This window comes from Methanotorris formicicus Mc-S-70, assembly GCF_000243455.1.
Classification (GTDB): Archaea; AGJL01; Methanococci; order Methanococcales; family Methanococcaceae; genus Methanotorris; species Methanotorris formicicus.
In genome coordinates, this window is sequence record NZ_AGJL01000019.1 from 1 (window position 1) to 24,788 (window position 24,788).

The window sequence follows — 24,788 nt, forward strand, 5'->3', positions numbered from 1 at the left end:
ATTCGGAGATACTGTATATATACTATACTAAAAGAGATTGGCATAACACAACCACGAAAGAAGAAAAAGAAAAAGAAGCCAAAGCGATTCAACGCCTTAAAACCTACGAACTATGCATATGGACTTTAAAATAGTAGATATTAGTAAAATTAGATATTACCTACTGCTAATAATAGACGACCATAGTAGATATATCTTACATGTTAAGTTGTATGAAGAAGCGACATCAGACGTTGTAATTTCTGTTTTAAAGGAATGTTTTAAAAAGTATGGGAAACCTAAAAAGATATTAACCGATAATGGAACTCAATTCGTTCCTGCGAGAGGAGGAGTGTCTAAATTCCAGAAGTTTCTACTGGAAAATCGGATTTTGCATATAAGAACCTCTGTTAGACATCCCAAACAATAGGAAAAGTTGAAAGGATAAATAGGAAGGTGGAGTATCGATTATATATGTTCAATAGTTTAGAAAAGTTCGTAGATTGGCATAATCGAGTAAAACCACATCGTTCTCTTAATTTTAAAACTCCTTATGAAGTTTATTATGGTGTAGAGTGTGATAAGGAGGTGATTAGCGTATGAAAAATTATGGTGAAATAATTTCAGGATACAACAATCATTATATAGAATATATAAATTTATAGATATAAACCAAAAAATTTATATATGGGTAGTGTTAATCATACCTATGCTCATGTGCCGGGGTAGTCTAGAGGCTAGGCAGCGGACTGCAGATCCGCCTCACGTGGGTTCAAATCCCACCCCCGGCTTTTTAATTTTTTGTCAATAAATATCAATCAATTTAAATAAATTAATTACATTAAAAAGATAAAAATAAAATTTAATCTTTAATCTTTTTTCTTTTAATCATGGAAAATTTTTTTCCACCGCATTCACAAGTTAAATCTTCAATTCTTTTTATTTTATCACCAACTTCGTAGATTTTCCCACAATTTAGACATTTATAGTATCTTAGGGTCGGTTTAATTTCCCCAGTATAGATTTTTTCAACATCTTCAATAATTGGTTTTAGGTTTTTCCCAATTAATCTCGCTAAGAATGTTGTGTTCCCAATGATCTCACTACCTTCATACAAATTGAATCCGGGAATTAGTTCATAGATAACAAATCCCATTTTAGACAATGTTTTTTGAACTTCAATCCATTCATCAATGGGTTTATGAGAAAATGCCAAATATGCAATTCCTTCACCCCCTAAACCTTCAATCCCTCTTGAAAGAAACAACTTCATGCCATTTAATGTGTAGGGAGGATCTGTAAAAATCACATCAAATTTACATCTTAATTCTTCTGGAAGTGGATTTCTCAGGTCATGTTTTATCGTTTTTATATTTAGATTTTCTTTTTTTGAAACATCATCAATCAACTTTAGTAACCTCTCATCAATATCTACAACAACAACCTCCTCACACAGATTAGTTAATGCCGTTGGGATTGAAGTTAAATCATCATCTCCTACAAATAAAATTCTTTTTCCTTCTAAATCTCCTCTTTGTGCCATTAATGCAGCCCTATAAACCGCAGTTTCTGGAGTGGCATAAGATTGGTCAATTGTTGTATTAACTGTTGGTCTTTTCTTTGCATACATCTTATGTTTTTTCAATATTTCCTCAAACATCTCGTCCAAAACAATGCCTCTACCATTGCACAATGGGCATGTTAAGTCATGCTTCATTTTTAATTTTAATTCTTTCTCAACAAACTCATTACCAATTTCTGTCAATACTGCTCCTTTTTCTTCCCTATCGAGTATTTTAGATCTTTCCAATAATGTTCTAACCTTTGCAATAATTGGCAGTGGTAATTTAACATACTGCCCTATTTTTTTGGTGGATATGGGCTGGTTTCTATATATGCATCTTAAAATGTCTTCAACTGCCCTTTCTCCTTCTGCAATATCTACTTTTCTTGCGACTTCTTTTAACAAAATTGGTTTTATAATTTCTTTTTCTTCAACTTCTTTTTTTCCTTTTCCTATTTTACCAATGATTTTCATAAATACCACAAGATATTTGCGATATTATTGAAGTTGATAAAAAGACCCTATCTAAGTATGTAGAGGAGATTTTAGATTTTGTTATTAACGAATTAAAAATAAACCCAAAGAAACTTATAGCTTTAATCGATAGGGAGTTTTAAGGACTTTAACATCATAAAGATTTTTGAGATACAACTGTAATTACATAAGTTTTATCCCAAAGAACGGTAGAGTAAAATACTACACTCGAAAAAGAGTATAAAAAAGGCGATAAATGGAAGTTCGATTATTTCATAAGTAAATATTTATATCAAAATTAATAATCGTTGAAGATAATACCGTTTATTACACTTTCTTAACGAATCTTGATTTTGAACATGCAAAGGACTATCTAAAAATCTATAAAAAGCGTTGGAATATAGAAACAAGATTTAGAATGTTTAAAGACCTAAAAATAAAAACGAAATCCAGGACTTTAAAGGTTAGGTTGTTTCTATTTATCCTTAGAGCGATAATCCATAACTTTTGGATTTGGATGAAACATAAAAACGAAATTCCTTATAATTTAAATTATAATTTAAAAGAATTTATTATATCAATTAACGACTTTGCAAACTTGTATTGCAAACCTTCCTTTGATTATGGTGGTAATACTCGGTTGTGTATATCTAATGCATATTCGGAGATACTGTTAAATTTTAACCTTAAGGTTTTTATAGTCGTTATGTCATAGGTGTTATAATCTTAATAATGGGAAAAACGGTGAGTAATAGATGGAAAGGGTGGTTATTACAGTAACAGGAAAAGATAGAACAGGAATAGTGGCAAATATTTCAAGTGTTCTTGCAGAAAATGATATCAACATTTTGGATATAAGACAGACGATTATGGATGATTTATTTACCATGATAATGCTTGTTGATATATCCAATGCAAAAGAGGATTTTTTAACTTTAAAAAAGAAGTTAAACGAAGTTGGAGAAAAAATAGGGGTTAAAGTTATAGCACAACATGAGGATATTTTCAAATACATGCATAGAATTTAAAAAAATAAAAAAATTTTTAATTATTTAATTTTGTAGTAGTATTTCAAGTCATCATCTCCGCCAAACAACTCTGGATGAATCATTTTTGCAAAGTCCATCATGTATCCTATTGGGTCTTTAGTCTCCCAAACATAGTAGTCAGGATGGGAAACATAGAACCTTCCATTTTTGAATGCCTTAAAGTTAGCGAAGTCTGGGTTTATTGCTAATAAATCTTCTTTTGTTTTAACATCTCCATAGAACCATCTCAATATGCAAACATCAGCGTTCATTGCCCTTTCATAGAATGTCTCTTTATCTAAGTATTGGAAGGATGTTCCTGGAATATCGTTGAATATGTATTCCCCACCAAAGTTGTTTACCATTTTGTTGTAGTAGTGCTGGGCTCCATATATTCCTGGAAGGTTTTTGTACTTACTCCAACTGAAGTCTACGACTGTTGGGTAATTTTGTACTCCATAAACTTTCCTTAAAATGTTGTTCCTTGCTTTCCATGTTTTTTGGAAGTAATCTTCTGTTTTATTGTATTTATCTTCTCCCCAAAATGCAGCAGCAAACTTTATCCACTCTATTCTTCCCATAAATGTTGGTTCTTTGTAGGTATAGAATCTTGAAGTGGTTATTCCTAACTCTTTTAATTTTTCTTCCATCTCATCGTGTGCTGACCAATCACCTAAGAATACTATATTTGGATCTATAGCAGTAACTTTTTCATAGTCGATACTACTTGACTTACCAATGTCTACACATTTTCCATCTTCATAGTATTTGTAGAGTGTTGGGGAGTTTTTTATTGCATACAATGGTGCTCCTTTTATTGTGTCGTAGCATGATGTATCATTCAATATATCTGCAGTAGATATAAACGGAGAATAGAATATTGTTACAAGTTTTTGAACTGGAATGTTTATTACCTTTGCATTAGGAATATTTGGATTACTTGCACCTTCTTTTAATAAGACAAATTTATTACCTTTTGAATCAACAACTATACAATAACCCTCATCCCAATGCGGCTCTAATTGGAATGTTTCAGCAAACACAACAGGTTTTCTCATCTCATCGTAGTTTTTGAATAGATAGACAACGTCTGCAATATCTATACTATTATCACAGTTTACATCCCCTTCATCCAATGGTATGTTCCTATGCTTGAAGAGATAAACGACATCGGCAATATCTACGCTTCCATCATGGTTTATATCTCCTATTTTATATCCCATAGAAATGGGCATTAAAATCAATGCCACCAACGAAATCATAATAGTTTTTTTCATTTTTATCACCTTTAAGTAACATTATTGTAAAAAATTTAATAACAATGATTATTAGAATGTATATTTTATATAAATTTTACGATTTAAAATAGGAGCATTATTAAAATAAAAATAAAAAATTAAGTTAATATATGTGGAGAAATTAAATTAAAATAAATTTTACTTAATTTAAAATTATTTTAACTTATTTTAAAATTTTGGATGTGATATAAATGCTAAAAACAGAAAATCTATCAGTTGGTTATGGAAGTTACGTTGTAGTTGAAGGCATAAACTTGGAAATAAGCGAGGGAGAAATTTTATGCATCATTGGGCCAAATGGGGCAGGGAAATCAACACTCTTAAAAACAATAGCAACATATTTAAAACCAAAAAAAGGGATAGTTTATTTAAATGGGATGAAAATCCATGACCTAAAGCCAAAAGATTTGGCAAAAGAAATGGCAGTCGTCTTAACCGAAAGAGTGAATCCAGGAAACATGACAGGTTTTGATATTATAGCAATTGGAAGGCATCCATATACTGATTTGTTTGGTAGGTTAACTGAGAAGGATAGAGAAATTATTATTGAATCAGCAAAGGCTGTTAATGCAGAGTACTTATTAAATAAGAATTTTTTTGAAATGAGTGATGGAGAAAGACAGAAGATTATGATAGCAAGGGCATTGGCACAGGAACCAAAGGTTCTTATCTTAGATGAGCCAACATCTTTCTTAGATGCAAGACATAAGATTGAATTAACTTTATTGCTTAGAAAGTTGGTAGATGAGAGGAATCTTGCTATTGTTGTAACTTTGCACGACATTGAACTCGCATTAAGGATTGCAGACAAGATGGCTTTGATAAAGAACCACAAAGTTATTGCTTATGGCCATCCTGAAAATGTTATGAGGAGAGATGTTGTTAATGACCTTTACGATTTAAAGGATGCAAACTATAGCAAAATTATTGGGTATTTTGAGTTAAAAAGTAAACCAATAAAAAATAAAAGAGTATTTGTTGTTTGTGGTGCAGGAACTGGAGCAAATGTTTTGAGGTATTTGGTTAAGAATGGTTATAGCGTTGTTGTTGGGGTTTTACACAAAAATGATGCTGATTACGTTATTGCAGAGGCTATGGGAGTTGAGATAATTGAGGAGGATGCATATAATAAGATATCAGATGAGAATTTTGAAAAAGCACTGAGGGAATTGAAGTATTCTGATGTTGTAGTTTACACCAACTTTCCTACTGGTGAAATGAACTATAAAAATTTAAAACTTATTGAATCTGCAAAAGAATATGGAAAGAAAATCATCTATTATGATGGGAATATCTCAGTTTTGAATGGGATCTAAATAATTCTTATTTTTTTCTCTCCTTTATAAACCAAATATATAACCAATAACCCCCCCAATATATCCAAAACTGCTCCAATGGGTAGTGGGGAGGCAGGCCTATCTATTCCGTAGATATAATGCAATGGGACAAAATATTTGAAAGAAAGTATGTGACACAATAGCATTAAAACAACACCAAGTAACATCGACGTGGGCATTAGATACCTATGGTCAGATGTTTTTATTAAAGGTCTTGCCAAATATGGGGCAACTAAACCAATAAATGCAATTAATCCTGTAAATGGAACTATCGCTCCAGTTATAAATGATGCAAAAAATAAAATCAATATTCTTGTCTTTTTTATATTCAACCCAAAACTTTTTGCATACTTTTCCCCAAACAATAGGGCATTCATTGGCTTCAGTAGAAATATAACCCCAATAATAAATATAAATGTACAGGCAGCCATTGGTAGTATATCGTTTAGATGAATTCTTGTTAAACTTCCAACTATAAACTCCCAATACTGCTGTATCCGAACTTCTTCAGCATTTGCTATTAAATAATCCCTAATTCCTCCAAAGAAATAACCTAACAATAGAGCAACAATTATTACACCATTTGCCTCCTCAACCCTATATGCAATTATTAACAACATGATCATTGCAAAAAGTCCTCCTATCCATCCAGCAAGTAAAATTTTGCTTATTTCATTATCCACTACCACATCCAAAATCTTTGAAATGCTATTTACAAATATTACCAAGGATGCAACCAATAAAACCCCAGAAGTGATTCCTGTAGTGTAAGGAGATGCAAGAAGGTTCCTAAACAATGTTTGGAGCATCAACCCAGCCCCAGATAATGTTAAACCAACTACTATCGCTCCCAATATTGGGGGTAATCTATTGTCCCTCAATAGAAAATCCTTAAATTCACTTCCCGTTGTTCCTTTTAGTATAAAGTTTGTCACATCCCCAAAGGTTATTGACTTTGCATTTCCGCCAATATATAGCCCAATTATTGGTAGAGTTATTGATAGGATTGATAAAATTAAAATTACGACAAAACCTCTTTTTTTCATTTAAATCCCCATTTTCCTTATTTTTAAATAAATAAAAATTGCTATTGGTGCTCCAATTATTGACAATGGACAGGAAAGTCCAAGGACATTTGAAGACTCTGGGACAACCACTCCAGGTCTAACCAATATATCTGCAATTATTAGAAACAAACTCCCCAATAGGGCTGTTACAGGCATTACATAGATATGTTTTGAAGTTCCACACAACATTCTTGCTAAGATAGGGCACATTATTCCTACAAACGCTATAGGTCCTGTAAATGCCACAACTGTTGCAGTTAAAATACAGGAAAGAAGTATTAACTCCATTCTTAATCTTTTAATATCAACCCCTACGCTAATTGCATACTTCTCCCCTAAAAGGTTGGCATCAAGTTTTTTTGATAGGAAAATCATTGTCAATATTGAAATTGGGATTAGGATAATACTTATAACAACTATTTGTTCTGTAGTTAATCCAGCAACAGAACCCATTCCCCACATAAAATACTCTGAAAGTTTACTACCCTCTTCAAGATAATCTGCCATATATATAATAATTGTTGCGAAACCATAAACAATAGAACCAATCATTATACCACAAATTAACAACGTTGAGATTTGCTTAACAACCCTCGCTATATTTATAACAATAAACATCGTTATCAAAGACCCAACATAAGCGGAGATTATCATACCCCAAATATTGTGGGGGATTCCAAAACCAAACAATATCGAGGTGAAAATATACAAAACAACCCCAAGAGATGCTCCACTTGCCACACCTGTTAGATACGGATCTGCCAATGGGTTCCTAAAATAGCCCTGCATCAAAATTCCTGCCAATGCTATTGACATTCCTGCAATAATTGCCCCAATAGTTCTTAAAATTCTTAACTTTCCAATAATTTTGTCTTTAATCTCATTACCAGTAGTTCCTTTAAGTATATAATTTTTTACTTCCTCAGAAGTGATTTTAACACTACCAGCAGCTAAACTGTAAATTGAAGAAATAACAATCAATGAACTTAACAATACGCATAAAAAAACAACCCTCTTAGCCCCCAAGTAATCACCTAAAAATTTTTTATGAAAAATAAATATTAAGTATTATTTAAATATTACTAATGGAATTTAGTTTATCTTTATTAAATACTTAGTATTGTCCCCAAGTACTTCAGGATGTATGGCTTTTGCATAGTCAAGCATGATTCCAGCAGGGTCTAAAACTTCTCTTTTTGTATTGTCATAAGGTAGAGCATAAAATCTTCCATTTTTAAATGCTTTGAAGTTAGCAAAATCAGGGTTTAGGTTAAGTAATTGCTCTTTTGTTGTTATATTCCCACCCATTGTATGTAAAATAACGACATCCGCATCCATAGCCCTTTCATAAAATGTCTCTTTATCCATATAACTTCCTCCTGTCCCTGGAATGTCGTTAAAGATGTATTCCCCTTTAACCATGTTTATCCATTTTGGTCTAAAGTTTTGTGCTCCCCAAACGTAAGGACCTTTTGTCGGTGACCAGTAGAAGAATGCAACTTTTGGGTAATTATCTATATCATAAACTTTTCTTAAGATACTATTTCTTACCCTCCATGCATCTTGGAAGTAGTTTTCAGATTTTTTATAATCATCATCACCATAAAATACCGCAAAAAATTTTATCCATTCAGTTTTTCCTAAAAAACTATCCTCTCAGTAAGCTCCAGTCCTTGCATAGTTTATGTTCAATTCATCAAATTTCTTTTTCATAGATTCTGTATATTTGAATTTATATATAAACACTATTTCAGGATTTGAATTTATAATATTTTCATAATTTGGTTTTGTCCATCTTCCAGCATCTAAAATATCTCCATTTTGGTATCTTTCATACAATCTTGGAAGTTCATTTTTATACTTTGGAGCTATGGAGTTTAAATATTGCATTGCCTTTATACTGTCAATTATAGTATCATCCTTTGTTATATGGGCAGTTCCTAATAATATTTGGTCACCTGAAACTACCCTCTTTAAAGGAACTCTAAACACTTTTGCATCTGGAATATTGGGATTTTTAGCTCCCTCTTTTAATATAACGAATTTTTTCCCATCTGCATCAACAACTATACAATAACCCTCATCCCAATGCGGCTCTAATTGGAATGTTTCAGCAAACACAACAGGTTTTCTCATCTCATCGTAGTTTTTGAATAGATAGACAACGTCTGCAATATCTATACTATTATCACAGTTTACATCCCCTTCATCCAATGGTATGTTCCTATGCTTGAAGAGATAAACGACATCGGCAATATCTACGCTTCCATCATGGTTTATATCTCCTATCTTAAAACCTAAAGAGATAGGCATTACAATTAAAGCAAGCAAAACGAGTATTATTCTTTTCATGTCATCACCTTAGTAAAGATAATTTAATATTTTATAAAAATTTCTTTAACAAATATATAAAACATAAAACAAATATATATAAATTTTTGTTTAAATTAATTAAATATTTAAATAAAAAAATAAAATTTAAAATCTTAACTATTTTGAGTGTGGTGCATAATTTATACATCTGAATTTATACTCTAACATCTTTAATCCTTATTAATGGATACTTATATGTTTTTAGGTTGTAAATCGCTAATATCTGTGCGGTTACAACCGATAACATACAGAAAACGTACTTCTTCTTAAAACCTTTTATATTCGTCCAGAATCTATTCATAATCTGGTTTTCGCTTACGAAGTAAGCGAGCAACGAAATGCGAAGCATTTCGTCTAATTTATTATCGAATTTAACTGCTCTATTCGTTCTCTCATCTCTGCAAACTTTTTATCCATTTTTCTCTTCGAAGCGAAGCTTCGAGTAATGAAAATCTCTGATTTTCATCTGATTTTATCTTTACCTAATCTTCTTGGATTATGTCCAGTTGCAAACATAACACCATAAACTTGCCACGCTGCCATAAAAGTTATGAATAATTTTTATATATTATTACCTTAGTATGTTGTTAAATATAAAATTATTATGATGTGGTGGTAATATGAATAACGTCTGTGAAGTTGTTGAGTTGAGTGGACATATCATAGACTCCCACATACTACCCAATGTGCTGGATAAGATAATCCTAATGGGTGGAGATTTTGAGATAGAAAAACTTGAAGTTGGGAAAACAAATGAAGATATTTCTTATGCAAAACTTATCGTTAAAGGAAAAGACCACAAACATTTAGATGGCATCTTGAGAGAAATTCAGCAGATGGGTGCTATAGTATCAACAAAAGATGCTAAGACAGAAAAAGCCTTGGATGATTGTGTTTTACCAGATAATTTTTATGGAACCACAAATTTACCAACTTACGTTAAAATTGATGGTGTTTGGAAGGAAGTGGAGGATATTGAGATGGATTGTGTTATAGTTATTGAGAATAGGGATGGGGAAAAAGTCCCTGTATGCAAAAGGATGGGTCTTGTGAAGAAGGGGGATGATGTTGTTGTTGGTTATGGAGGAATAAGGGTAATTCCATTAGAAAGAACAAGAGAAAAGGATATATTTGGATTTATGCAAAGTGAGGTCTCTCCTGAGAAGCCATTAGATTATTACTCAAAAACAATAGCAAAAGAAATGAAGAAGATAAAGGAAAAAGGAGGAAATATTGTCTGGGTTGTGGGGACGGCAATAGCACATACAAGAGCCCATAAGATATTGGAAGAACTTGTAAGGGAGGGTTATGTTGATGCACTATTCTGCGGAAATGGTTTTGCCACAATGGATATTGAATATGCATTATTTAAAACAACTTTGGGCATGGATGATGAATGTAATGTTGTTAAGGGAGGATATAAAAGCCATCTCGTGGCAATAAATGAAATGTGGAAAGTTGGGGGAATAAAAAAGGCAGTAGAAAAAGGAATTTTAACAAAAGGTGTGTTGTATGAATGTGTGAAGAATAATATCCCATATGTAATTGGTGGTTCATTGAGAGATGATGGACCTTTGCCAGATACAATAAGGGATGTTATAGTTGCTCAAGATGAGATGAGGAGATACGCTAAAAAAGCAGATATGTGTGTTATATTGGCAACAATGCTTCATGGTATTGCTACTGGGAATATACTACCTGCAAGAGTTAAAACAGTTTGCATTGATATGAATCCTTATGTTGTTACAAGATTGCAAGATAGGGGAACACATCAAGCACTCGGCATTGTTTCTGACCCATGTGCATTTTTGCATTTGTTAAAGAAGGATTTGGATAATCTCAGTTAATTTAATTAATAAAATTTAATTGGGTATCGCACGTATGCTTTTTCTTCTGTATCCTCTGAATTCATCAACATTTTCCGTTAAGAAAGATTTTTAAATTCATTATCCCATCCTCTGGATGTATTTTGTTGCATTGACCATTGCTATTGCCCCTTCCCCTACCGCCTTAGATACCTGCATAACCCTCCCTGTCACATCCCCACACGCATATATGCCATCAATGTTTGTTTTGCAGTTTTTATCCACAACAACAAACCCACTCCTCAACTCTATTCCACTATTTCCCAAAAATTCCGTATTTGGAATGTGCCCCAAACTTACAAAAATCCCATCCGCTTTAAATATCTCTTCTTTTCCATCCCTTTCAATTTTTAATCCTTCTACTTTTTCTTTTCCGATTATCTCTATTGGTTTGGCATTGTATATAATCTCCACATTCTTTGCCTCTTTTAATTTATCGAGCATAATTGGTTCTGCAACTTTTATTTTATCTTTATCAGTTATAAGGTAGATTTTGTTTGCAATATCCTTCAAATTTATTGCAGACATTACACCTGGAGTATCCCTCCCTACAACAATGACGTCCTTTTTTAAGTAAAAGAATGCATCGCATGTTGTGCAGTAACTAACCCCTTTGCCAACGAACCTATCTTCATTCAATCCCAATCTTTTTGGTCTTGTTCCTGAGGCAATTATAATGGTTTTGGTTTTGTATTCGTTGTTTTTGGTTATTACCTTAAATGGCCTCTCACTTGTATCAATCTTTAAAACCTCCTCATGAACTATTGGTAAATTAAATTTCTTAGCATGTTCGGTAAACTTCTGTGCCAACTCAAAGCCCCTAATTTCATCAAAACCCGGATAGTTCTCAACAATTCCTGCCTCTGCTATCCTTCCTCCAGGATTTTCCTTCTCAATGCATAGAGCATTTAATTTTGCTCTCATTGCATAAATTCCTGCAGTTAATCCTGCTGGCCCTCCACCAATTATTATTGTATCATAAATCATTCTTTCACCGCCTTAATTTGAATTCACGTTTTAGTTAAAACACCTGCAAAATTGTGGTATCCTGAAATTATTTCGCCATAATTATATTATGCCTACGTTCTATATACTTCTCTAAATGAACGGGACTCGTTAGCTTACATTTCGGCAAAGCATTTAAGACCAATTCGATAGTTTCTTTATCTATGTTCCTTGCCTTCTACCTCTACGTTTTAATTCGGGAATTCTTCCAGTTTCCCGATACTCTCTCCATATCTGCTGAACCCTACGTTCGGATATATTTAGTTTCTTTGCCATGACTTTCGTTCTCTTTCCTTTCTCTTTCCATCTAATTATTTTTCGAATTTTCTTCTGGTTTAGATTCACCCTCTCATATTTTTATGAGTGTTATCATTCGAATATTTATAATATCATGTGCGAAATAATTTCGGGATACCATATTCGGGCATATACAAAAGAAAAATTTATATATCAAAAAATTAATAATGATGGCGATTAAGAGTTTTAGTGATTTGGAATACATTAAATTTAAATAAAATCATTGATTTTATATAAACACATAACAAAAGTACGGAGGAATGATTATGGCATTGAGACCAGGAAAGTGTTACAGAGGTGTGGATAAACCACCATATACAAGAAAAGAATACATAAGAGGAGTACCTCAGCCAAAAATCGTTCACTACATAATGGGAGACCTAAGAAGAGATTTTCCTATACAAATGAGTTTGGTTGCTAAGGAATCTGTACAAATAAGGCATAATGCATTAGAAGCAGCGAGAGTTGCAGGAAACAAATACTTAACGAAAAAATGCGGTAGAATGGGTTACAGATTCCAAATTAGGGTTTACCCACACCAAGTTTTAAGAGAACACAAGATGGCATGTGGGGCTGGAGCGGACAGGATTTCTGATGGTATGAGATTGGCATTTGGTAAGCCAATTGGAACAGCAGCAAGAGTAAGAAAAAACCAGCCAATTATAACAGTTTGGATAGAACCTGACAAACTCACTGATGCAAAAGAGGCTTTAAGAAGATGTGCTATGAAGTTGCCGGTTTCATGTAAGGTAGTAATTGAAAAAGGAAAAGAATTAGTCAAATAATTTTAAATAATTTATTTTTTTAAGTTTAAGTTAATTTATTAAATCCAATTTAGTGGTTTGTTGTGTTTTGTATTTAATTTATATATTTAAATTTATAATTAACGGCCCATACTCAAAAATATATATGAAAAGTTACAGAAAAGTTAAATGATGATAAAAATAATTAACTCTGAGAAATACAATTGAATTGAGTACAAAAGATATATATAAAACTTGGAGAAATGATTAACTGTAATGATAAAAACTTTCAGGTGGGGATACCATATGAAACTAATCGCATGGTTAGATGAACTCTCAAATAAGGACGTTAACATTGCAGGAGGAAAAGGAGCATCATTGGGAGAAATGTGGAACGCTGGCTTACCAGTCCCACCAGCATTTGTAGTTACCGCAGATGCATATAGATATTTTATTAGAGAAACAGGATTGCAAGACAAGATAAGAAAAATCTTAAGTGGACTTGACATTAACAATACAGAAAAATTAATCAAAGCATCAGAAGAGATTAGGAAGTTAATTGAAAGCGTTGAGATGCCAGAGGATTTAAAGTTGGCGATTATTGAATCATACAATAAATTATGTGAAATGAGTGGGGAAGATGAAGTTTTTGTTGCTGTAAGAAGTTCAGCAACCGCTGAGGATTTACCTGAGGCAAGTTTTGCTGGACAGCAAGACACATATTTGAATGTTAAAGGGGCGGAAAATGTTGTCAAATATGTGCGAAAATGTTTCTCATCATTATTTACTCCAAGAGCAATATTCTACAGAGAAGAGCAAGGCTTTGACCACTTTGAAGTTGCTCTTGCTGCTGTTGTGCAAAAGATGGTAAATGCAGATAAGGCAGGAGTGATGTTTACAGTAAATCCAATAAACAAGGACTACAATCAATTGGTTATTGAAGCAGCATGGGGATTAGGAGAAGGAGTTGTAAGCGGAACAGTTAGCCCAGACACGTACATTGTTGATAAAACCACATTAGATGTTGTAGATAAATACATCGCAAGAAAAGACTCAATGTTTATAAAAGATGAGACTGGGGAGACAAAAGAAGTTCCAACACCTGATGACTTGAAGGAAAAACAGGTTTTAGAGGAAAATGAAATAAAAGAATTGGCAAAAACTGGAATGAAAATTGAGAAACATTACGGAATGCCAATGGACATTGAGTGGGCAATTGAAAAAGGGGAAATATACATGCTCCAAGCAAGACCTATAACAACATTAGGGGACGGAGAAAAGAAGGAAGAAAAAGCAGAAGAATTTGAAGGAAAAATACTTGTTAAGGGTATTGGAGCATCCCCAGGAATCGCATCCGGGAAGGTTAAGGTTATCTTTGATATAAATGAAATTGGAAAAGTTGAGGATGGGGATGTTTTAGTTACAAAAATGACAACTCCAGATATGGTTCCAGCAATGAAAAGGGCATGTGCAATTGTTACCGATGATGGGGGTTTAACTTGTATAGAAGGGGATTCAAAGGTTTTAACAGATAGGGGCTTCTTAAAAATGAGAGATGTTTATGAGTTAGTTAAAAACGGAGAAAAATTAAAAGTTCTTGGTTTAAATGCAGAAACCTTAAAAACAGAATGGAAAGAAGTTATTGATGCCCAAAAGAGAGAAGCAAAGAGATATGAGATTGGAGTTTATAGAAAAAATAAAAATACAAAAGATACGATAAAAATCACTCCTGACCACAAATTCCCAATATTTGTTAATGGAATATTAAGTAAAGTGGAATTAAAAGACATCATAAGTAACAACTACTCAGTTTTAAGTATTGATCACATTCCAATGATTGAAGAAAAATACGAAACTTTATCAGATGTTATGTATTTAGGAGGAGTAATTTTATCTGATGGGCATATTGTTAAAAGAAATGGAAAACCAATAAGAGTGAGATTTACTCAAAAATGTGTTGAAGGTAAGAAAGAGTTTATAGAAAAAGTTAAAGAAGATGTTAAGTTAATTGGAGGAGAGTTTATTGAGATTGGTAATAGAAATAACGTTATTGAATATCAAACAAGTAGAAAAATGCCTTCTGAAATTCTGGGCTTTATTGAAGAGAATATCAACACCATCCCCCTCTATGCTACCGAAGATGAAATATCTGATTTAATAGCAGGATTTGTTGATGGAGATGGATGTTTAAGTGGAAAAAGAAGAATTGAGATATATCAAAACTCATCTCATACAAAAAAGATTGAGGGTCTAATTGTTGGGCTGTATAGATTAGGAATCATCCCAAGATTAAGATATAAAAAATCAACTGCAGTGATATACTTTAACAACAACTTAGAAACCATACTACAAAGAACAAGGAGAATTAAATTAGATAAATTAAAGGAGTTCAAAAAACCAGTTGAAGATAAAAAGTTGATAGATATATCCCAAATATTGCCAGAACTTAAAGAATTTGATTATAGGGGCTATTTACACAAGACATACAAAGAAAAATTGTTCATTGGAGTTAATAAATTAGAAAAATACCTTAACAAAATAAATAAAGATAGAATTGAAAAAATAAAACAAAAAATCAAAGTTCTAAAAGAAAGCGATATTTATTCAATTAGAATAAAGAAGATTGGAGAGGATTATGGAGAAGTTTATAATATAACAGTTAAAGCAGAAGATGACTTCAACCACAACTATATTGTCTGGACTAGATATTATACCCCAATAGTTGTATTCAACTGCCATGCTGCAATCATCTCAAGAGAATTGGGAACTCCTTGTGTTGTAGGAACAAAAGAAGCAACAAAAGTACTTAAAGATGGCATGATTGTTACTGTTGATGGGGAGAAGGGAATTGTCTATGAAGGAGAACTTAAGAAAAAAGAGGAAGAAAAAGAAGTTATAAAACCAGTAATCCAAGAAATGCCAATAATTACTGCAACTGAAATTAAGGTAAATGTCAGTATGCCTGAGGTTGCTGAGAGGGCAGCGGCAACAGGGGCAGATGGGGTTGGGCTTTTAAGAGCAGAACACATGATACTTGGAACTGGAATACACCCAAAGAAGATTTTAGAGGAAGATGGAGAAGAGGCTTTAGTTGAAGTATTTGCAGAGGGTATAAGGAAGGTTGCAGATGCGTTCTATCCAAAACCAGTAACATATAGAACATTAGATGCTCCAACAGATGAATTTAGAGGGTTAAAAGGAGGAGATGACGAGCCAATAGAACACAACCCAATGTTGGGTTGGAGGGGAATAAGAAGAAGTTTAGATGAGTTAGAGATATTGAAGTGTGAATTAAAGGCAATTAAAAAATTGAGAGAAGATGGTTACAAAAACATAAACATTATGATTCCGCTTGTTACACACCCAGATGAGGTTAGAAAAGTCAAAGAAATTGCAAGGGAAGTTGGTTTGGAGTTAGGAAAAGATATCGAATTTGGTATAATGGTTGAAACCCCAGCAGCAGCATTGATTATTGAGGAATTTATAAAAGAAGGTATCAACTTTGTAAGTTTGGGAACAAACGACTTAACCCAATACACCATTGCAATAGATAGAAACAACGAATTGGTCTCAAAATACTACATGGAGCATCATCCAGCGGTGTTGAAGTTGATTGAGTATGTTATAAAAACATGCAAGAAACATGGAATTAAGACCTCAATCTGTGGGCAGGCAGGAAGCAGACCACATATTGCTGAGAAGTTAGTGGAGTGGGGAATAACAAGTATCTCTGCAAATATCGATGCAGTTGATACAATTAGAAAGGTTGTTGCAAGAACAGAGCAAAAGATTATCCTCGAAGCAATTAGGAATAAAAAACTATAATTAATAATTCTTTTTTTATTTTTTGATTTTGATTTTAATTTTATTTTGAAGTGTGACTATAAAATTTGAATTTTATAATATTGTTAAAGATAACTTTTTTATTTTGATGGAGATAATTAATTTAAAGAATACACTTAATAATAAATCTAATAAATTTAAAATCTGACAGTGTGGTTACGATAATCCGTTATTTATCAATTCTTTACTACACTCTTTAACGACTTTATAAAACGATAGTCCATATTTGTATCTCAATATTCTATACAGTTTGATACTATCGCCATAAATCTAACAAATCCAATATTGCTCTTTTCAGACGTTAGATAGTTTCCTTCGATTTCTAAAATCGATTTGTCTCTTCGCTTGCGGAGCAAGCGAGCAGTGAAATACTTAGTATTTCACCCAATCGATGTTTTTACCTTGTGATAACAGGTGAGTTACGAAAAACCGTAGGTTTTTCGTTTGATTCTTCTATCTTCGATCTCTTCATATACTCGCTTATAATATCCTCTGCCTTCTTTTTATAGTTTGTAAATACTAGATACTTAGGTTTTCGCTTACGAAGTAAGCGAGCAACGAAATGCGAAGCATTTCGTCTTAATTTCTGATTTTCCATCAACATTGCAATGATTTTAACTTACCAACATAAGGACCATAAACTTTTTCACTCCATCTCCTTAGTAGTGTTGAATCGATTATTGTAGTATATTTAAATCTATTGTCATCCAAAATATCGGAAGGTTAGATAGTTGAACATATAAACAAAACTCATTTTTTGATAGTTTTTGTAGGTTTTTAACGATAGTTGTTCTGTGAATTCCAGAAATATCCTCTGAAAATGCTTTGATGGTTTTTATCGGCGTTAGCGTTCTAACCTGTGCGAACTTGGATAATCCCTCTGAACAGTTAAATCCTAAACTATTTATAGAATTAGTGAGTATATTATTAAGTGCTGTTAGCATAGGAGATGCACCGTTTTTTAACGAGTTATTTAAGTGCTACCTATTTCTATTTTTTGGTTTTAATTTTAATAGTGTTAAATCACACTATCAGTAATTTAAATAGTATTTTGCAAGAGGGGGACAAATGCAAAATAACACATGTCGAAGATTTTATAAAACATTTAAATAAATAAATTAAGATGATAACATGCAAAATAACAAAAAAGTTGTTGTTGGAGGAACTTTTGATATATTACACGAAGGGCATAAAAAACTCATAATCTTTGCATCAAAGTTAGGGAAATTGTTTATTGGAATCACAAGTGATGAGTTTGCAAAAAAATATAAAAAACATAAAATAAACCCATTGGATGTAAGAATAAATAATTTAAGGAAATTTTTAGACGAAAATAACATTGATTATGAGTTGAAGGTTATAGATGACCCCTATGGGGATGCAATAGAAAATGATTATGATGCTATTGTAGTTTCTCCTGAAACCAAAAAAACTGCCGAAAAGATCAATGAAATTAGGGTGGAAAAAGGATTAAAACCTTTAAAGATTTATGTTTATGATTATGTTTTTGCAGAGGATGGAAAACCTATATCAACAACAAGAATAAGAAAAAAAATAATAGATGAAAAAGGGCATTTACTCAAAAAACCATAGTTTCTTTTTTTGCTTAGTATATAAAGTTTCTTGAGGGGTTTAAATGGATGTAATAATTATTGTAATGAATTTGATATTAATCGGTTACCTACTTAAATATCTAAAATTGTTAAAGGAAAGCGATAGGATTGCACTAAACAATATAGTTGTTTATATAACCATGCCAGCAACGATATTCCTTACAATAATGACAAAGGTCTCCCCATCAGATTTATTTGAATTTTTAAAACTACCATTTGCAATAATTTTAACTGATTTAATTTGTGGAGTTTTATCTTATTTTGTTGGAAAATCGTTTTTAAAGTTGGATAATAAATCATTGGGGGGATTTATTCTTGTTTGTATGCTTGGAAATACTGGATTTTTAGGATATCCCATAGCGTATGGATTTTATGGTGATGATGGTTTAGCAAGGGCGATATTTTGCGATATGGGCGGAGTTTTTGCAACCATGTTATTTGGAACGTACGTTGGGATAAAATTTGGGAAAAATTCGGGGAATATATTAAAAGAGTTCTTGAGATTCCCTCCACTAATAACTGGAATTTTTACAATAATTTTGATATTTTTTGGGATAAAATTGAACAACTTCCCCTCATTTATAATAAAAACACTTGAATATTTATCAAGTGCCACCATACCATTAATTATGCTCTCTCTTGGTTTGTCTTTATCTCCATCAGCGGCAAAATTTGGAGTTTTTTATGGAATTTTAGCATCCTTATTTAGATTTGGTGTTTCCCCAGTCGCTGCATATTCGCTATCTGATATATTTTTAATAAATGGATTAGAAAAAAAGATTCTTGTCATTGAAAGTGCCATGCCATCTGCGTTGATGACTTTGGTTTTATCAACCCTCTATGAGTTGGATGTCAAATTGGTTGCATCATGTTGCTTCATAACCACAGCATTGTCACTTGGAATTATCCCAATTGTTTACAGTTTAGTTGAAATACTTCTAATATAATAAATATATACAACAAATTCTTTGTTTATTTAAGGTGGTTGTTATGAACAGGGGGCAAGTATCCATTGAATTGATTATACTTATTTTATTAGTTATTGTTGGAGCATTGATTGTTGAAATCAGCATTCCAAAACAACTATTCCAATCCTTAGAAGGTCCAAAATCATTAAAAAATGCGACATTTGTGGGCTTTTCCATCCATAAACCAATAATAAACGGCAATGTAACTAACAATAAAGGTGTGGAAGAAAATATTACTTCAAATGAATTGTTTACTATTGGTTACACAAACATAATAATAAAAGGTTCCCCATCACTATACCTACTAAGTAGCACATCCAAAAATGGAACCCCAGTTTATGATGGAGATGTTATTGAAAATAATGGAAACTCCATAAAATTCTACTATTTGGCTGAAAATACGTCAAAAATATCCATATTTGTTAGAGGCTCATCAATAACCCGAGTTTCCAATATAAAATATATTAAGAATATATCTACTCTTGAGGTTGATGGGAGTGGAAATATTAGGATCGGTGTTGTGGTTGATGGTGTGAATATTGGAACAATTGGGAAAATTATCGTGCATGGTGGGGGTAGTGGAGGGTCTGATCTCTATTTCCACAACTGTATTATTGAAAAAATAGGCAGTATTGTGTTAAGTGGGGGCGGTAGTGGAAATCAGAATCTCATAATAAATAATTGTAACATAACAGAATTCCCAGAAAATTCAACGATAAAAGGAAATGCAAAAATTGTCATATACTCAAGTTACATAAATGGGGAGTACGTTGATTATAAGGAGATTACACGATAATTTATTGATAATTTTAATCTAACTGAAAGATATTGGTTATTTAACCCCAATATTTGCTCCCAAGGATTTCATCACATCGACAAAATTTGGGAAAGATATCTTTACAGCATCTTCTCCTTCAATTACAGTTTCCCCTTCCGCCTTCATTCCTGCAATTGTGAATGCCATAACCAATCTGTGGTCATGATAGGTGTTTAATTTTGCTCCTTTTAATTTTTTAACGCCCTCTATTATTAATCCATCTGGTTTTTCTGTTATTTTTGCCCCCATTTTGCTCAATTCCTTTGCACATGCAGATAATCTATCACATTCCTTCAATCTAACATGCTCACCATTGTAGATGGTGGTTTTTCCTTCTGCAAAGCATGCCAAAACAGATATTGTTGGAACTAAGTCAGGAATATCCTTAACATCAATATCAATACCCTCCAAGTTATACTCTCCTTTAATAATAACTTTATCATCCTTAACCTTAACATCTGCCCCCATTTCTTTGACAATTTTTATTATTGCCTTATCTCCTTGCTTTGAGTCTTTGAAGAGGTTGTTTATTGTTATATCTGAATTAAATAAAACCCCTGCCGCAACAAGATAGGATGCTGATGAGTAATCACCTTCAACAGTGTAATCTATTGCCTTATATTTCTGATTTCCATAAACTAAAAATCCTTTCTCTGTCTCATCAATTTTTATTCCAAATTTGCCTAAAACGTCCATGGTAATTTCCAAATATGGTTTTGATTTTAATGGGGATGTTAAAAATATTTCCGTATCATTTTCATTAAACGGCAATGTCATCATCAATGATGTTATGAATTGGGAACTTATATCTCCTCTTATCTTAACAACATCCCCCTTCAACTTTCCTCCTTTAACAATTATTGGGGCGGTTCCATTTTCTTTTGATGAAAACGCCTCTATGTCAAGTTGCTTTAATGCATCCAATAAAGGTTGCATGGGTCTTTTTCTTATTGAATCATCTCCAGTTAAAATTGCGTATCCCTTTGGAATTTGGGATGAGACTCCAGTTAAAATTCTTAAGGTGGTTCCACTATTTCCAATATCTATTATGTTGTCTGGTGTTTGCGGGGAAGTTCCATTAACAACCCACTCTTCTTCATTTAACTCAATCTCTGCTCCCAGCATCCTGCATCCATGAACAGATGAAAGGCAATCATCCCCATTTAGAGGATTTTTTATTCTTGATGTCCCCTCTGCCAAAGATGCTCCTATAACTGCCCTATGTGTGTAGGATTTTGATGGCGGGGCATTAACAACTCCTTCAATCCTCTCAGTTTTCCTAACAATCAACATATTATCACCAATAAAATTAATGAAAAACAAAAATAAAAAATGTCTCAGTTACCCCAGGTCTCCTCATAAATCAGGAGGGATGACTCTCATCATCGACATTTTTTAAATAAAGGTTTTAGGTATATTTATAGTTGTGTGCGTTAAAAATTGAACAATAACTCCAATAAATTTTAGGTGCTAAAATCCTTAATTTTGAATTTAAAGGAAGAATAGGGGTTATTTGAAATATTTTAATGTTTATAGATAAGTTTAAAAAATTTCGCACACAACTATAATGTTATTGCAATTGGTGGGGGATTATGGAAAAGGAAGTTATAAAAAGTAAGGAATTTATTGATAGATTTGTTGAATGTTTGGAGAAGGGGGAGGATTTTACGTTAGAGGATTGTATTGTTGAAGGAGATGTTGATATTTTGGATATTTATGATAGAATTAAGGATGATGAGGAATTAAAACGGTTAATTGATAAACAAAAAGACACAGATGTGATAACTATAACTACAAATGCAGGTATAAACCTTAGTTTCTATAATGTTGAATTCAATGGTAACTTTCAAATGTTCAAATTCAAAATAGAGATTGTGGAAACAATTAAGAAAATATCTATTAAAATACTATTGGGAAGTGTAAATTTTATAGAATCTACATTTAAAGGAAAAGTTGATTTTAGGTGTTCAGAAATTCAAGGTGAGGTCACTATTATAGATTCAACATTTATGGAAGATATTATTTTTCGGGAATCAACATTTAAAGAGGACGTCTATTTTGAAAAATCAGATAAATTTGAAAATAATTTGGTAATTAAAGGTGAAATTAATTTTACTGACTCAATATTTGAGAAAAATGTTTATTTTATGGATTCGATAGTATTTAAAAAGAAAGTTGATTTTAATAACTCAACCTTTAAGGGAAATGTGTATTTTGAGAATTTAGTATTTGAAAAAATATTAGATTTTAGTAGTTCAACGTTTGAAGGGAATGTTAACTTTAATGGTTTGATAATATTTGAAAGAGGAGCTGACTTTAGAAACTCAACATTTGAAAAAAATGTTAGTTTTTGGTATCCGAAATTTAAATGGGATGTTATTTTTGAAGGTTCAGAATTTAAAGAAAAGGCGTATTTTCATGGTTTAACAGTAGAAGGAAAAGCGAATTTCAACAATTCAATATTTAGTGGAAAAACTTATTTTAGTCATTCGACATTTGAGAAATGGATTAGTTTTAGGGGTTCAGAATTTAAAGGAGATGTCAATTTTAGCGATTCAAAATTTAAAGAAAAGGCGGAATTCACTTATTTAACATTTGAGAAGGATGTTAATTTTTCAAATGTTATTTTCAATAAAGCAAAATTTTTCAATGCAACCTTTAAATCTCGTGCAGATTTTAGAGGAATCTGTTTTGTGTTGTTATCTTTTGTTGATTGCACATTTGAAGATTTATTATTTAGAAAAGGTAAAATTAAGTTTGAAAAATCTAAGAAGGTTGAAATTAATTTAGAAAAACCTAATGACCAATGGATACATACAATAATTAATATAATTAAAGGTGAATGCTTAGCAATCTTTCTTAATGTCCAATTTCTAAACAAACATGCAAAAATAGAAAACTTCCCATTATCAAAAACGTCCTTTTTAAAAACAGATGTTAGAGAAGTGATGTTATTATGCAATATTAAAAAAGAAAAGATTTTAAGCCATAAACTTCTAAAAAATGATAAAAATAATGAAGGAATATATAAGGAGACATATAACATCCTTAAAAACCACTTAGATTATAAATCAGTCCTTGCAGAATATAGGAATTTAAGAATATCCATTGAAAATAACAGAACTTACATTGAAGCATCTGATTTATACAAAATGGAAATGGAGTTAATAAAAGAATATTCAAATAATGAATTTGAAAAATATATTATCAAAGCTTATGGAGCAATATCTGATTATGGAGAATCAATAAGTATACCAATATTTTGGTTTGTTATTTTAATATTTACAACACCATTTGTTTTAATACTTTTTCATTGTTTAAATTCTCTTATAAATATCCAAATTCCAAACACAATTCTAGATTTTTTATTATTGTATGCAGAATATCTAAAATCAGTGTTGGGATCTAAATTCTACATAGGAGATGGTAAAACCTTAATGGATACAATAATTTATTGCATATACAGTATATTATCAATAATTATACTGGGTAATCTCTATATAGCACTGAGAAGAAAATTAAGTAGAAAATAACGCCATTTTTTATTGGTGGTGAATCTATGAATGAACTTGAAATAATAAACCTCATCTCAAAAAACCTAACTTATAAAGGGAATGCCATAAAATCTATTGGAGATGATTGTGCAGTTTTTGAAATAAATAAAACTTATTTGGTAATAACAACAGATATGATGTTCAAATCCACTCATTTTCCAGACATATTAACTCCATTTCAAATAGGTGGGAGATTAATTACTGCAAACGTCTCAGATATTGCGGCAATGTGTGCAAAGCCATTGGGGATTGTGGTTTCTATTGGAATTAGTAAGGAATATGCAAACAAAAAATTTATAGACGAGTTATCTAAGGGCTTAAACTTCATGGCAGAAAAATACAAATGCCCCGTAGTTGGAGGAGACACAAACAAATCAAATGAACTAACTTTATGCGGAACTGCATTTGGTCTAACGGACAACCCAATATATAGAAAGGCAGAGATTGGGGATGATATTTGCATAACTAATGATTTAGGGAGAGTATTTTGTGCATTGAAGATGATTGAGATGAGAGATAAAGGTATAATAAACAAAAACCAATTTAACAAACTTATGGAAAAATATCCAAATATAACGAAGAAACTCTGCGAGCCAGAGGCAAGAGTAAAAGAGGGCATTTTAATAAATAGATTGATAAATTCTTCCTGCGACATTTCCGATGGATTGGCAAAGGATTTGTTTTATATTGGAGGATTTGAGATATATTCAGAGGAGTTATTAAAGGTAGTTCCAGAGGATGTTTTTGAGTTTTGTGAGGAATTCAATATAAATCCAATAGAGGCGGTGTTGAATAGTGGAGAAGAATTTGAATTGTTATTTACAACAAAAAAATATTTGAAAGTAAAGGAGGAATTAAAAAGAATAAATACAAAGGTTGTTAAGATTGGAAGGGTTATTGAAGATGGAAGATACTTGGATGACAATGTTTTTAAGTTTGGAGGTTATTTGCATAGGTGGTAGA

The 24,788-nt window shown here is 32.1% G+C and carries 24 protein-coding genes and 1 tRNA gene; 13 read left to right on the forward strand and 12 right to left on the reverse strand.

All coding sequences use genetic code 11. The features are described from left to right. The first annotated feature begins 118 nt into the window (after positions 1-118). Together METFODRAFT_RS11455 and METFODRAFT_RS04365 are read left to right on the forward strand one after the other, a co-directional pair. Positions 119-409, forward strand: coding sequence for a DDE-type integrase/transposase/recombinase (locus METFODRAFT_RS11455; protein WP_052322765.1), 291 nt, complete (start codon positions 119-121; stop codon positions 407-409). 289 nt (positions 410-698) lie between these two features. After that, positions 699-770: transfer RNA gene (locus METFODRAFT_RS04365), tRNA-Cys, on the forward strand. A 71-nt stretch (positions 771-841) separates the two neighbouring features. On the opposite strand, the gene METFODRAFT_RS04370 is transcribed toward METFODRAFT_RS04365, so the two are convergent. Next, entirely contained in the window at positions 842-2,017 is a 1,176-nt protein-coding gene (locus METFODRAFT_RS04370) for a bis-aminopropyl spermidine synthase family protein (RefSeq protein WP_007044332.1), read from the reverse strand. Between the two features lie 304 nt (positions 2,018-2,321). Between METFODRAFT_RS04370 and METFODRAFT_RS10010 the strand changes: the two genes are divergently transcribed. Further along, positions 2,322-2,732 (forward strand): transposase, encoded by a 411-nt coding sequence (locus METFODRAFT_RS10010; RefSeq protein WP_245528908.1) that lies wholly within the window; start codon positions 2,322-2,324, stop codon positions 2,730-2,732. 40 nt (positions 2,733-2,772) lie between these two features. Then, positions 2,773-3,045: an ACT domain-containing protein gene (locus METFODRAFT_RS04375; RefSeq protein WP_007044333.1), complete on the forward strand. Its 273-nt coding sequence runs from the start codon at positions 2,773-2,775 to the stop codon at positions 3,043-3,045. A gap of 20 nt (positions 3,046-3,065) precedes the next feature. Here METFODRAFT_RS04375 and METFODRAFT_RS04380 read toward each other — a convergent pair whose 3' ends face one another. Further along, positions 3,066-4,322 (reverse strand): ABC transporter substrate-binding protein, encoded by a 1,257-nt coding sequence (locus METFODRAFT_RS04380; RefSeq protein ID WP_007044334.1) that lies wholly within the window; start codon positions 4,320-4,322, stop codon positions 3,066-3,068. Between the two features lie 212 nt (positions 4,323-4,534). On the opposite strand from METFODRAFT_RS04380, the gene METFODRAFT_RS04385 reads away from it, so the two are divergent. Next, complete coding sequence (locus METFODRAFT_RS04385; protein ID WP_007044335.1) at positions 4,535-5,659, forward strand: ABC transporter ATP-binding protein; 1,125 nt, start codon at positions 4,535-4,537, stop codon at positions 5,657-5,659. On the opposite strand, the gene METFODRAFT_RS04390 is transcribed toward METFODRAFT_RS04385, so the two are convergent. The 5 genes from METFODRAFT_RS04390 to METFODRAFT_RS10025 form a co-directional block, all read right to left on the reverse strand. Next, entirely contained in the window at positions 5,656-6,726 is a 1,071-nt protein-coding gene (locus METFODRAFT_RS04390) for a FecCD family ABC transporter permease (protein ID WP_007044336.1), read from the reverse strand. The genes METFODRAFT_RS04385 and METFODRAFT_RS04390 overlap by 4 nt on opposite strands. After that, positions 6,727-7,773 carry a FecCD family ABC transporter permease gene (locus METFODRAFT_RS04395; RefSeq protein ID WP_007044337.1) on the reverse strand — a complete coding sequence of 349 codons (1,047 nt, stop codon included), beginning with the start codon at positions 7,771-7,773 and terminating at the stop codon, positions 6,727-6,729. A gap of 66 nt (positions 7,774-7,839) precedes the next feature. Further along, positions 7,840-8,373 (reverse strand): ABC transporter substrate-binding protein, encoded by a 534-nt coding sequence (locus METFODRAFT_RS10015; protein ID WP_342626863.1) that lies wholly within the window; start codon positions 8,371-8,373, stop codon positions 7,840-7,842. Positions 8,374-8,403: 30 nt separating this feature from the next. Then, a complete protein-coding gene (locus METFODRAFT_RS10020) occupies positions 8,404-9,099 on the reverse strand; it encodes a hypothetical protein (RefSeq protein WP_007044339.1) in 696 nt (231 codons plus the stop codon). Positions 9,100-9,274: 175 nt separating this feature from the next. Further along, the gene (locus METFODRAFT_RS10025) at positions 9,275-9,469 is read right to left on the reverse strand and encodes a hypothetical protein (protein WP_007044340.1); all 195 of its coding nucleotides are present in this window, start codon (positions 9,467-9,469) and stop codon (positions 9,275-9,277) included. A 271-nt stretch (positions 9,470-9,740) separates the two neighbouring features. On the opposite strand from METFODRAFT_RS10025, the gene METFODRAFT_RS04405 reads away from it, so the two are divergent. After that, positions 9,741-10,967, forward strand: a complete 1,227-nt coding sequence (locus METFODRAFT_RS04405) for an ornithine cyclodeaminase (protein ID WP_007044341.1) — start codon at positions 9,741-9,743, stop codon at positions 10,965-10,967. A 99-nt stretch (positions 10,968-11,066) separates the two neighbouring features. On the opposite strand, the gene trxR is transcribed toward METFODRAFT_RS04405, so the two are convergent. After that, a complete protein-coding gene (gene trxR, locus METFODRAFT_RS04410; protein WP_007044342.1) occupies positions 11,067-11,972 on the reverse strand; it encodes a F420-dependent thioredoxin reductase in 906 nt (301 codons plus the stop codon). 180 nt (positions 11,973-12,152) lie between these two features. Then, the gene (locus tag METFODRAFT_RS04415; RefSeq protein WP_048115566.1) at positions 12,153-12,335 is read right to left on the reverse strand and encodes a helix-turn-helix domain-containing protein; all 183 of its coding nucleotides are present in this window, start codon (positions 12,333-12,335) and stop codon (positions 12,153-12,155) included. A gap of 218 nt (positions 12,336-12,553) precedes the next feature. Here METFODRAFT_RS04415 and rplJ point away from each other — a divergent pair, with 218 nt between their 5' ends. Further along, positions 12,554-13,072, forward strand: coding sequence for a 50S ribosomal protein L16 (gene rplJ / locus METFODRAFT_RS04420; RefSeq protein ID WP_007044343.1), 519 nt, complete (start codon positions 12,554-12,556; stop codon positions 13,070-13,072). Between the two features lie 264 nt (positions 13,073-13,336). Continuing rightward, positions 13,337-16,855, forward strand: coding sequence for an intein-containing phosphoenolpyruvate synthase (ppsA, locus tag METFODRAFT_RS04425; RefSeq protein WP_007044344.1), 3,519 nt, complete (start codon positions 13,337-13,339; stop codon positions 16,853-16,855). 251 nt (positions 16,856-17,106) lie between these two features. Here ppsA and METFODRAFT_RS11715 read toward each other — a convergent pair whose 3' ends face one another. Together METFODRAFT_RS11715 and METFODRAFT_RS04430 are read right to left on the reverse strand one after the other, a co-directional pair. After that, positions 17,107-17,229: a hypothetical protein gene (locus METFODRAFT_RS11715; protein ID WP_281034037.1), complete on the reverse strand. Its 123-nt coding sequence runs from the start codon at positions 17,227-17,229 to the stop codon at positions 17,107-17,109. A gap of 321 nt (positions 17,230-17,550) precedes the next feature. Further along, positions 17,551-17,817 (reverse strand): hypothetical protein, encoded by a 267-nt coding sequence (locus METFODRAFT_RS04430; protein ID WP_342626862.1) that lies wholly within the window; start codon positions 17,815-17,817, stop codon positions 17,551-17,553. A gap of 187 nt (positions 17,818-18,004) precedes the next feature. On the opposite strand from METFODRAFT_RS04430, the gene METFODRAFT_RS04435 reads away from it, so the two are divergent. From METFODRAFT_RS04435 to METFODRAFT_RS04445, 3 genes are read left to right on the forward strand one after another with little or no spacing between them, the layout of a single operon-like run. Next, positions 18,005-18,466, forward strand: a complete 462-nt coding sequence (locus METFODRAFT_RS04435) for a phosphopantetheine adenylyltransferase (protein WP_007044346.1) — start codon at positions 18,005-18,007, stop codon at positions 18,464-18,466. 43 nt (positions 18,467-18,509) lie between these two features. Beyond that, complete coding sequence (locus METFODRAFT_RS04440; RefSeq protein ID WP_007044347.1) at positions 18,510-19,433, forward strand: AEC family transporter; 924 nt, start codon at positions 18,510-18,512, stop codon at positions 19,431-19,433. Positions 19,434-19,476: 43 nt separating this feature from the next. Further along, complete coding sequence (locus METFODRAFT_RS04445; RefSeq protein ID WP_007044348.1) at positions 19,477-20,250, forward strand: class III signal peptide-containing protein; 774 nt, start codon at positions 19,477-19,479, stop codon at positions 20,248-20,250. Positions 20,251-20,286: 36 nt separating this feature from the next. Here METFODRAFT_RS04445 and aroA read toward each other — a convergent pair whose 3' ends face one another. After that, a complete protein-coding gene (gene aroA / locus METFODRAFT_RS04450) occupies positions 20,287-21,564 on the reverse strand; it encodes a 3-phosphoshikimate 1-carboxyvinyltransferase (RefSeq protein WP_007044349.1) in 1,278 nt (425 codons plus the stop codon). A gap of 299 nt (positions 21,565-21,863) precedes the next feature. On the opposite strand from aroA, the gene METFODRAFT_RS04455 reads away from it, so the two are divergent. Both METFODRAFT_RS04455 and thiL read left to right on the forward strand, forming a co-directional pair. Further along, on the forward strand, positions 21,864-23,804 hold the full coding sequence (locus METFODRAFT_RS04455) for a pentapeptide repeat-containing protein (protein ID WP_007044350.1): 1,941 nt from the start codon (positions 21,864-21,866) through the stop codon (positions 23,802-23,804). Positions 23,805-23,830: 26 nt separating this feature from the next. Next, positions 23,831-24,787 carry a thiamine-phosphate kinase gene (thiL, locus tag METFODRAFT_RS04460; RefSeq protein WP_007044351.1) on the forward strand — a complete coding sequence of 319 codons (957 nt, stop codon included), beginning with the start codon at positions 23,831-23,833 and terminating at the stop codon, positions 24,785-24,787. Position 24,788 lies beyond the last annotated feature (1 nt).

Excerpts from the sequence above, each read along its gene's own strand:
- METFODRAFT_RS11455 (WP_052322765.1), top strand. The coding sequence starts at position 119 with ATGGACTTTAAAATAGTAGATATTAGTAAAATTAGATATTACCTACTG.
- METFODRAFT_RS04370 (WP_007044332.1), bottom strand. The coding sequence starts at position 2,017 with ATGAAAATCATTGGTAAAATAGGAAAAGGAAAAAAAGAAGTTGAAGAA.
- METFODRAFT_RS04375 (WP_007044333.1), top strand. The coding sequence starts at position 2,773 with ATGGAAAGGGTGGTTATTACAGTAACAGGAAAAGATAGAACAGGAATA.
- METFODRAFT_RS04380 (WP_007044334.1), bottom strand. The coding sequence starts at position 4,322 with ATGAAAAAAACTATTATGATTTCGTTGGTGGCATTGATTTTAATGCCC.
- METFODRAFT_RS04385 (WP_007044335.1), top strand. The coding sequence starts at position 4,535 with ATGCTAAAAACAGAAAATCTATCAGTTGGTTATGGAAGTTACGTTGTA.
- METFODRAFT_RS04390 (WP_007044336.1), bottom strand. The coding sequence starts at position 6,726 with ATGAAAAAAAGAGGTTTTGTCGTAATTTTAATTTTATCAATCCTATCA.
- METFODRAFT_RS10020 (WP_007044339.1), bottom strand. The coding sequence starts at position 9,099 with ATGAAAAGAATAATACTCGTTTTGCTTGCTTTAATTGTAATGCCTATC.
- METFODRAFT_RS10025 (WP_007044340.1), bottom strand. The coding sequence starts at position 9,469 with ATGCTTCGCATTTCGTTGCTCGCTTACTTCGTAAGCGAAAACCAGATT.
- METFODRAFT_RS04405 (WP_007044341.1), top strand. The coding sequence starts at position 9,741 with ATGAATAACGTCTGTGAAGTTGTTGAGTTGAGTGGACATATCATAGAC.
- trxR (WP_007044342.1), bottom strand. The coding sequence starts at position 11,972 with ATGATTTATGATACAATAATAATTGGTGGAGGGCCAGCAGGATTAACT.
- rplJ (WP_007044343.1), top strand. The coding sequence starts at position 12,554 with ATGGCATTGAGACCAGGAAAGTGTTACAGAGGTGTGGATAAACCACCA.
- ppsA (WP_007044344.1), top strand. The coding sequence starts at position 13,337 with ATGAAACTAATCGCATGGTTAGATGAACTCTCAAATAAGGACGTTAAC.
- METFODRAFT_RS04430 (WP_342626862.1), bottom strand. The coding sequence starts at position 17,817 with ATGCTAACAGCACTTAATAATATACTCACTAATTCTATAAATAGTTTA.
- METFODRAFT_RS04435 (WP_007044346.1), top strand. The coding sequence starts at position 18,005 with ATGCAAAATAACAAAAAAGTTGTTGTTGGAGGAACTTTTGATATATTA.
- METFODRAFT_RS04440 (WP_007044347.1), top strand. The coding sequence starts at position 18,510 with ATGGATGTAATAATTATTGTAATGAATTTGATATTAATCGGTTACCTA.
- METFODRAFT_RS04445 (WP_007044348.1), top strand. The coding sequence starts at position 19,477 with ATGAACAGGGGGCAAGTATCCATTGAATTGATTATACTTATTTTATTA.
- aroA (WP_007044349.1), bottom strand. The coding sequence starts at position 21,564 with ATGTTGATTGTTAGGAAAACTGAGAGGATTGAAGGAGTTGTTAATGCC.
- METFODRAFT_RS04455 (WP_007044350.1), top strand. The coding sequence starts at position 21,864 with ATGGAAAAGGAAGTTATAAAAAGTAAGGAATTTATTGATAGATTTGTT.
- thiL (WP_007044351.1), top strand. The coding sequence starts at position 23,831 with ATGAATGAACTTGAAATAATAAACCTCATCTCAAAAAACCTAACTTAT.